This is a genomic window from Janthinobacterium lividum, assembly GCF_011601275.1.
Taxonomy (GTDB): domain Bacteria; phylum Pseudomonadota; class Gammaproteobacteria; order Burkholderiales; family Burkholderiaceae_D; genus Janthinobacterium; species Janthinobacterium lividum_E.
Map to the genome: position 1 here is coordinate 47,131 of NZ_JAAOLY010000027.1, position 7,741 is coordinate 54,871.

At 62.6% G+C, this 7,741-nt stretch carries 5 protein-coding genes; 2 read left to right on the plus strand and 3 right to left on the minus strand.

Annotated features, from left to right (window positions below; all coding sequences use genetic code 11):
- Nucleotides 1-21: 21 nt before the first annotated feature.
- A complete protein-coding gene (locus GYK42_RS26885) occupies nucleotides 22-456 on the plus strand; it encodes a DUF695 domain-containing protein (RefSeq protein WP_052755885.1) in 435 nt (144 codons plus the stop codon).
- Here GYK42_RS26885 and bla read toward each other — a convergent pair whose 3' ends face one another.
- Together bla and GYK42_RS26895 are read right to left on the minus strand one after the other, a co-directional pair.
- Nucleotides 457-1,350 (minus strand): class A beta-lactamase, encoded by an 894-nt coding sequence (gene bla, locus GYK42_RS26890; RefSeq protein WP_166449987.1) that lies wholly within the window; start codon nucleotides 1,348-1,350, stop codon nucleotides 457-459.
- Nucleotides 1,343-4,018 (minus strand): hybrid sensor histidine kinase/response regulator, encoded by a 2,676-nt coding sequence (locus GYK42_RS26895; RefSeq protein WP_166449988.1) that lies wholly within the window; start codon nucleotides 4,016-4,018, stop codon nucleotides 1,343-1,345. The genes bla and GYK42_RS26895 overlap by 8 nt, the downstream gene beginning before the upstream one ends.
- 509 nt (nucleotides 4,019-4,527) lie before the next feature.
- On the opposite strand from GYK42_RS26895, the gene GYK42_RS26900 reads away from it, so the two are divergent.
- Complete coding sequence (locus GYK42_RS26900; protein ID WP_166449989.1) at nucleotides 4,528-6,759, plus strand: TonB-dependent receptor; 2,232 nt, start codon at nucleotides 4,528-4,530, stop codon at nucleotides 6,757-6,759.
- Nucleotides 6,760-6,837: 78 nt separating this feature from the next.
- Here the strand turns inward: GYK42_RS26900 and gluQRS are convergent.
- A partial coding sequence (gluQRS, locus tag GYK42_RS26905) for a tRNA glutamyl-Q(34) synthetase GluQRS (protein WP_240943863.1) occupies nucleotides 6,838-7,741 on the minus strand: 904 nt, incomplete at its 5' end.

Here is a 7,741-nt window from a genome sequence, read left to right on the forward strand (position 1 = left end):
ATTTTTTTGACTGTTGCAACCATGAACGAAAATTCCACTTCCGCCCGCAGCTGGGGCACCATCGTCACGCACAGCGACGAGATGGCCATCATCTACCGTTATGTCGACACCTTCCATGACGACTGGGACCTGTCGTCGCAGCCCGACCGCATCATCATCGCCTGGCGTTATGAGGACGAAACGGGCATGCCCGCGCCGAACGAGCGCGAGCACATGGAAGAGCTGGAAGCGGCGCTGGCCCCCGTGGTGGAAGAAGACGGTTTCGCCACCCTGGCGCTGGTGTCCACCGGTGAAAACTTGCGTGAATGGATTTATTACACGCAGTCGGGCGAAGAATTCTTCAATCGCCTGAACACGGCGCTGGCGCCGCGTCCAAAGTTCCCGATCGAGATCCGCAGCGCCGCCGATCCCGCCTGGTCCACGTATGCCGGCTTCATGGCTGCCTTGCCGAAGTAATTACACCAACGCGGCCGTCACGATGCGCGTGGCGGCCGTGATGATGTCCTGGTTCGTGTCCGCTTTTTTCTGTTCGCGCGTGTAGTACACGGCGATCACCAGCGGCGCGCCGCTGGCCGGGTAGGCCACGCCGATATCGTTGACGCTGCCATAGGCGCCTGAGCCCGTTTTATCGGCCACCTGCCAGCCGGCAGGCACGCCAGCACGGATGCGCTTGTCGCCCGTCGTGTTGCCGCGCATCCAGGCGTCCAGTTGCTGGCGCTGCGGTGCCGGCAAGCTATTTTCCAATAACAATTGCTGCAAGCTGTGCGCCATCGACGCGGGGCTGGCCGTGTCGCGCACTTCGCCGGGGATGGCGCTGTTCAATTCCGTTTCCCAGCGTTCCAGCTGGAACACCGTATTGCCGATGCTGTGCGCAAACGCCGTCACGGCTTGCGGGCCGCCTAATAATGTCATCAAGAAATTGGCAGCACTGTTGTCGCTGTACTGCAAGGTGGCGGCGCACAGGTCGGCCACGTTCATGCCGTTGGCCAGATGCTTTTCAGTGATGGGCGAGTAGGTGACCAGTTCTTTTTTCTCGTAACGCACGTGCTGGTCCAGCAAGCCCGGCTGGCTGACGCTGCGCGCGAGCACGGCGCCCGCCAGCATGGCCTTGAAGGTGCTGGCCAGGGGGAAGCGTTCGTCGGCGCGATAGGCAACGCGCAGGTCACTGCCCTGGCGCCAGGCGGCAACGCCGAGGCGTCCGCCTGCGGCTTGTTCCAGCGCGGCCAGTTGCGTCTGGGCGGCGGTGATGCTGGTGGCGGGCGCGGCAAACAGCAGCGGTGTCGGGCACAGCAGGGCGGCGCCGCCTGCCAGCAGGAGGTTGCGGCGGACGTGGTTCAGGGATTCAGTCATGGTCTGTCAGTGTTTTCGGAGTGGAAAGGGTGGCCAGCAGTTCGCCGATGGCGAGCAGGTTGGCCGGTTTGGTCAGATGGTGGTCGAAGCCGGCCGCACTCGATTGGCTGCGGTCGTTTTCGGCGCCCCAGCCGGTCAATGCAACGAGCACGACGTTGGTGCCCGCCGGTATCAGGCGCAGCGCGCGCGCCACTTCGTAGCCGTTCATGCCGGGCAGGCCGATGTCGAGGAAAATGACGTCTGGCAAGAATTGCGGCGTCACGGCCAGGGCTTGCGCGCCATCGTGGGCCACTTGCGTTGCATGGCCCATCATGTCGAGCACGGCGGCGAGGGTAACGGCTGCGTCGACATTATCGTCGACCACCAGCACGCGGAACTGCGGGCCGCTGTCGGTAATGGCGGGCGCGGCCAGTGCGACGGGGGCGGCCGGCTGCGCCGCCAGCAGGGGCAGGCGCACGCTGAAGGTACTGCCCAGGCCGGCGCCGGGGCTGGCCACCATGGCGCTGCCGCCATGCAATTCCACCAGGCGCCGCACCAGCGACAGGCCGATGCCCAGTCCGCCCTGAGCCCTGCCCATGTTTTGCCCCACTTGCGTGAACATGTCAAACACGGTCGTGATCGATTCGGCGGGAATGCCCACGCCGCTGTCCTTGACTTCGATCAATGCCTCGTGACCATCGCGTAATGCGCGCAAGCCGATGTGGCCGCCGGCCGGCGTGTATTTGGCGGCGTTGTTGAGCAAATTGCCCAGCACTTGCGCCAGGCGCGTGGGGTCGGCTTCGAGCGGCAGTGACTGCTCGTCGAGTTCCACTTGCAATTGGTGACGGCCCGCCTCGATCAGCGGCATGCTCGTCTCCACGGCGCTGGCGATGATGGTTTTCAGATCCGTGCGTTCAAGCTTGAGTTCGATCTGTCCCCGCGTTATGCGGGCCACGTCCAGCAAATCATTGACCAGATGCACCATCTGATTGACTTGCCGCTCCATCACGTCGCGCACCCTCGCCACGGTGGCGGGCTTGTCGGCGGCCAGGCGCATGATCTGCAAGCCGTTGCGGATGGGCGCCAGCGGATTGCGCAGTTCGTGCGCCAGGGTGGCGAGGAATTCCGTCTTGCGCCGGTCCATTTCGGACAGGTTGTCGGCCAGCTGGCGCAACTGCTGTTCAGATCGCTTGCGCTCGCTGATGTCGCTGAACAATACCGTCAGCAGGCGGCTGCCGGGGCCGCCAAGGCGCGCTGCGAAGACCTCGAACCAGCGCTCCATGGCCACGGCTTCGTTTTCGTAGCGCACGGGCTCGCCGGTCTTGACGACCTGGTCGTACAGGTCGAACCAGTGCTGGTCGTGGTCGGGCACGAAGCTGCGGATGGTCTTGCCGATGGCGTTTTCCAGTCCCGACTGCTTGACGAAGGAGGGATTGCCTTCCAGGTAGCGGAAATCCACGGGGCGGCCCTGCTCGTCGTACAGCATTTCGATCACGCAAAAGGCCTGGTCCATCAGCTCGATCAAGGTGCGGTAGCGTTCCTCGCTGCTGCGCAGCGCGTCTTCCACCTGTTTCTGGCGCGTGATGTCGAGCAGGACGCCCGGCAATTGCAAGGGCGTGCCATCGGGTGCGTACTCCACGCGTCCCCGTGCGATGACCGAGCGGTACTGGCCATCGCCGGCGCCGACGCGGTAGCTGGCCTCGAACGGCGTGTGCGCCTGTAGCGCCTCGGCAATCTGCGCGCTGACTTGCTCGCGGTCATCGGGATGGATGATGTCCAGGTAGCGCGCCAGCGGCGCTGCCGCGGCCGCGTCGGCATTGACGGGGAACAAACGCGCCATATTGCTGTCGGCCGTGACCCGGTCGGCAACGATGTCCCAGTTCCATGTGGCCACTTCGCCGGCCGCCAGGGTCAGGCGCAGGGTTTCCTCGTTTTGTTTGCTGGCCGTCAGGTCGAGCGAGATGCCGGACAGGCCGATCACGTTGCCGGCGCCGTCGCTGGTGCAAGTGCCGCGCATGTGTGCCCAGTGCAGCGCACCATCGGGCCAGCGCACGCGGAGGTCGATTTCGAAATCGCTGGCGCCGGCGATGGCCGCGTGCACCACCGTTTGCCAGTGCTGCAGGTCGCCGTCGAGCATGGCGCCCGTCAGCTGCGCGTAATCGATGTGGCTGTCAGGCGGCAGGCCCAGATTGGCCTTGAACGCATCGGAGCCAGCCATGCTGCCACTGCCCAGGTCGATCTCCCACGTGCCCATGCGGCCGCCCTGCATGGCCAGGCGCAGCCGCTGTTCCGTCTGCCTTTGCTGCGTCACATCGCAATGCGAGCCCAGCCATTCAACGATGCTGCCGTCGGGCGCCAGCACAGGCAGCATGCGCACGAGCATGTTGCGGTAGGCGCCGCTGACGTGGCGCAGCCGGTATTCCGCTTCGAACACGCTGGTCAGGTGCGACGGCACGACATAAGGCAAGTTGCGGTCGTCCGGATGCAGGGCATTGACCCAGCCGCGGCCCAGCAGTTCGGCCTCGGTCTGGCCCGTGAAGGCGCGCCAGGTGGGCTGGTCGGCATCGAACTGGCCGAAGGTTTTTGTGCTCCAGACGATGTCGCAGTGGGCGCTCAGCAGTAGATGCGCCGCTTGGGCTGCGACGGTGGAGGACGGGACGGCATTGCTGGGCAGGCTGGGTTCTGGCATGGCGGCGGTTAATGATGGTGCAGGGGGCCGCCGCCGCACTGGAATGGGGCGGCATGGCAGCGCAAGTCTGGCGATATTACAACTATTTTTACCGTCGGGGCTGTCTTGCAGGATGCCAATTCCGCTTTCGTCTGGCCAGGCGGAAAACGCGTGCCATGCGGCAGGTTATCAGCGGAAATAGCAAGGCAAGGGCGCTATTGTGGCTGAATAACCACTAGTCGGCCCTTTATGTTGATGAATGAATATTTTACATAACAATATTCTTGCAGCGCACAAGGCGCTTGAATTAAATTGGCGCCTTACTCAAAAGTTGGTGTTCATCAGACATCCCGGAGATGCGGCCGCTACCGCTGTCAGCTAGCACGACAGCCAGGGCAGAGCCAATGACGCCAGGAGCGGAGAGACATCCGCTCGCGCTGCTGCACCATGATGGTGCAGACGATCATCCAGCGCCGTACATAAGCCGGAGACAGGTTTCGCAATTCTTTTTTAAACTTCTGGGAAACAACATGATCAAGATGTCCAAGATGCACAAGCGGTTGTGCGCCAAAAGCGCCGCCATGCTGGCACTGTCCGCAGCCCTGCCTATCGGCTCGGCCTATGCTGATGAAGTCGCTGCTGATACGACTCCTGCGGCCAGCCAGCTGGAAACCGTGACCGTGACGGCGCAGCGCCGCAAGGAAAATATCCGCGACGTGCCCGTCTCCGTATCGCTGCTGCGTGATGAAAAGCTCGACGTGCTGGTCTCTGGCGGTCAAGATATCCGCGTGCTGGCCGGCAAAGTGCCGAGCTTGAACGTGGAGTCGTCGAACGGCCGTACCTTCCCTCGCTTCTACATTCGCGGCTACGGCAATACCGACTTCAACATCTTTGCATCGCAACCTGTTTCCCTGATTTACGACGACGTCGTGCAAGAAAATCCTATCCTCAAGGGCTATCCGATTTTCGACGTGGCTGGCGTGGAAGTGCTGCGCGGCCCGCAAGGTACCTTGTTCGGCCGCAATACGCCTGCCGGCGTGGTCAAGTTCGAATCCGTCAAGCCGAACCTGGACAAGGTTGAAGGCTATTACAACGTTTCCGCCGCCACGCACAACACGACCAATTTCGACGGCGCCGTCAACGTGCCACTGAGCAAAGAATGGGCGTTGCGCTTCTCGACCCTGCGCCAGCATCGCGACGACTATGTCGACAACACGTTTACGGGCCAGAAAAACGCGCTGGACGGCTACGATGAACACGCCGAACGCGTGCAACTGCTGTACGCGCCGAACACCATGTTCAACGCCCTGTTCAATGTGCACCAGCGCAGCACCACGGGCAGCGCGCGCATCTTCTACGCCAACATGATCAAGCAGGGCACGAACGATATCGTCGACGGTTTCGACCCGAACAAGTCGTTCACGAATGCGCCGAACTTCCAGCGCTTGCGCACCAACGGCGCCAGCGCCCGCCTGAGCTGGGATCTGGACGGTATCAAGCTGTACTCGGTCACCGGCTTTGAACAGGTCGGCAATTACGTGTCGCATGGCGACATCGACGGCGGCACGCCAACGGGCCCCAGCTTCATTCCTTTCCAGGTTGAAACGGCCGGCGGCATCACCAGCGTGAAGCAGTACTCGCAGGAGTTCCGTGCCGAATCGAAGAATGCCGGTCCGCTCAACTGGCAGGCCGGCGTGTACTATTTCAACGAAGATGCCAACGGCTTCACCGACAACTTCAATACCGACACGCATGTGCTGACCACGCACCTGGCCAGCCGCCAGAAGAACTCGGCCTGGGCAACGTTTGGTTCCGTCAACTACGCTGTCAACGATGACTTCATGCTGCGCGCCGGCTTGCGCTACACCAAGGACAAGAAAGATTTCAACACGGTGCAAGCGACCAACATCGTGCAGGTCAGCCCGACCAGCGCCGATGTCAGCAAAGCCAAGGTCAACTGGGACTTGAGCGGCACCTATAAATACAACAAGGATGTGAACTTCTACGGCCGTGTTGCCACCGGCTTCCGCGCGCCAAGTATCGCCCCGGCCAGCACCAGCGTGCCTGTCACCGTGGCCGATGCGGAAACGATCACCTCGTTTGAAGCCGGTATCAAGGCCGATTTGTTTGAGCGCCGCGCCCGTGTCGCCTTCAGCCTGTACAACTACCAGGTGAAGAACCAGCAATTGACGGTCGTTGGCGGCACCTCGAACGTGACGCGTTTGATCAATGCAGCCAAGACGAATGGCCGCGGCGCCGAACTGGAACTGGAAGGTTTTGTCACGCCGAGCCTGAAAATGTCCTTGGGCGGCAGCTACAACTTCACGGAAATCAAGGATCCGAGCCTGTCGATCGCCACCTGCGCCCAAACGCGTTGCACCGTGACCGATTCGCTGACCACCGGCAACCGCGCCATCATCGACGGCAATCCATTGCCGCAGGCGCCGAAGTGGACGATCACCGCCACGGGCCGTTATTCGATCCCGATGGAGAACGGCGAATTCTTCGTCTTCACGGATTGGGCTTACCGCAGCAAGATCAATTTCTTCCTGTATGAGGCAACCGAGTTCACCGGCAAGCCGATGGTCGAAGGCGGCTTGCGCGTGGGCTACACCTGGGATGCCGGCAAGTATGAAATGGCCGTTTTTGGCCGTAACATCACCGACACCCAGCGCATCACGGGCGCCATCGACTTCAACAACCGTACGGGCTTCATCAATGAGCCACGTCAGTTTGGGGTGCAATTCAAGGGCAACTTCTAATTGCCTGATACCAGGCGCCGGCCCTAGCGGCTGGCGCCTGCATTGCTACCCGCCGACGGTTCGCCGCGGCGGGTTTTTTTATGCCCGCTCGGGAAGTTGCGCCAGCCGCTGTGCCCAGGCGGGAATGGCTTGCCGCCAGAAGTCTTCCACCTTGTCGGCACGTATGTCGAGGCCGAGGAAGCGGGCGGCCGGCAGCAACGCCGACGTCAGCAGTTCGGTGGCTTGTGTTCCTGTATCGAAAGCGAGGGCGCCCGTCTGCTTGGACAGCTTTTCGCCGCTGTCGTTCGTGACGACAGGCACGTGCAGGAAACCGGGATGGGGCAAGCCCAGCAGATCCTGCAAATACAGCTGGCGCGGCGTGGAGTCGAGCAAGTCCGCGCCGCGCACCACTTGCGTGATGCCCTGCGCGCCATCGTCGACGACGACGGCCAGCTGATACGCCCAGTAACCGTCGCCGCGCAGCACGATGAAGTCGCCCACCTCGCTGGCCAGATCCTGCCGCTGCGGACCCGCCCAACGGTCGGCAAAAGCGTACACCGCATCCGCCCCCTGCGGCACCCGCAGCCGCAAGGCCCGCGCCGCCTTGCCCGGCGCCAAACCGTGGCGACAAGTGCCAGGATACACGGCGGCCCCATTTTTCGGCGCACCCGCCCGCAAGTTCGAATCCTGGATTTCCTTGCGCGAACAGCCGCACGCATACACGAGACCGTCGTCCTGCAACTGCTTGAGTGCCGCCTCGTACAGCGGCAACCGCCGGCTCTGCCACGTCGCCTCGCCATCCCAGAACATGCCGCAGCGCTGCAGGCTGGCCAGGATGCCCATGTCGGCGCCCTCGACATTGCGGTCATAGTCCAGGTCCTCGATGCGCAACAGCCACGTTCCATGATGCACCTTGGCATCAAGGTAGCTGGCCATGGCGGCAACGAGCGAGCCCATGTGCAATGGGCCGGAGGGGGAGGGGGCGAAGCGGCCGATGTAGGGG

Bases quoted from the DNA above. Each gene is read 5' to 3' on its own strand.
- GYK42_RS26885 (WP_052755885.1), top strand. From the start codon at position 22: ATGAACGAAAATTCCACTTCCGCCCGCAGCTGGGGCACCATCGTCACG.
- bla (WP_166449987.1), bottom strand. From the start codon at position 1,350: ATGACTGAATCCCTGAACCACGTCCGCCGCAACCTCCTGCTGGCAGGC.
- GYK42_RS26895 (WP_166449988.1), bottom strand. From the start codon at position 4,018: ATGCCAGAACCCAGCCTGCCCAGCAATGCCGTCCCGTCCTCCACCGTC.
- GYK42_RS26900 (WP_166449989.1), top strand. From the start codon at position 4,528: ATGATCAAGATGTCCAAGATGCACAAGCGGTTGTGCGCCAAAAGCGCC.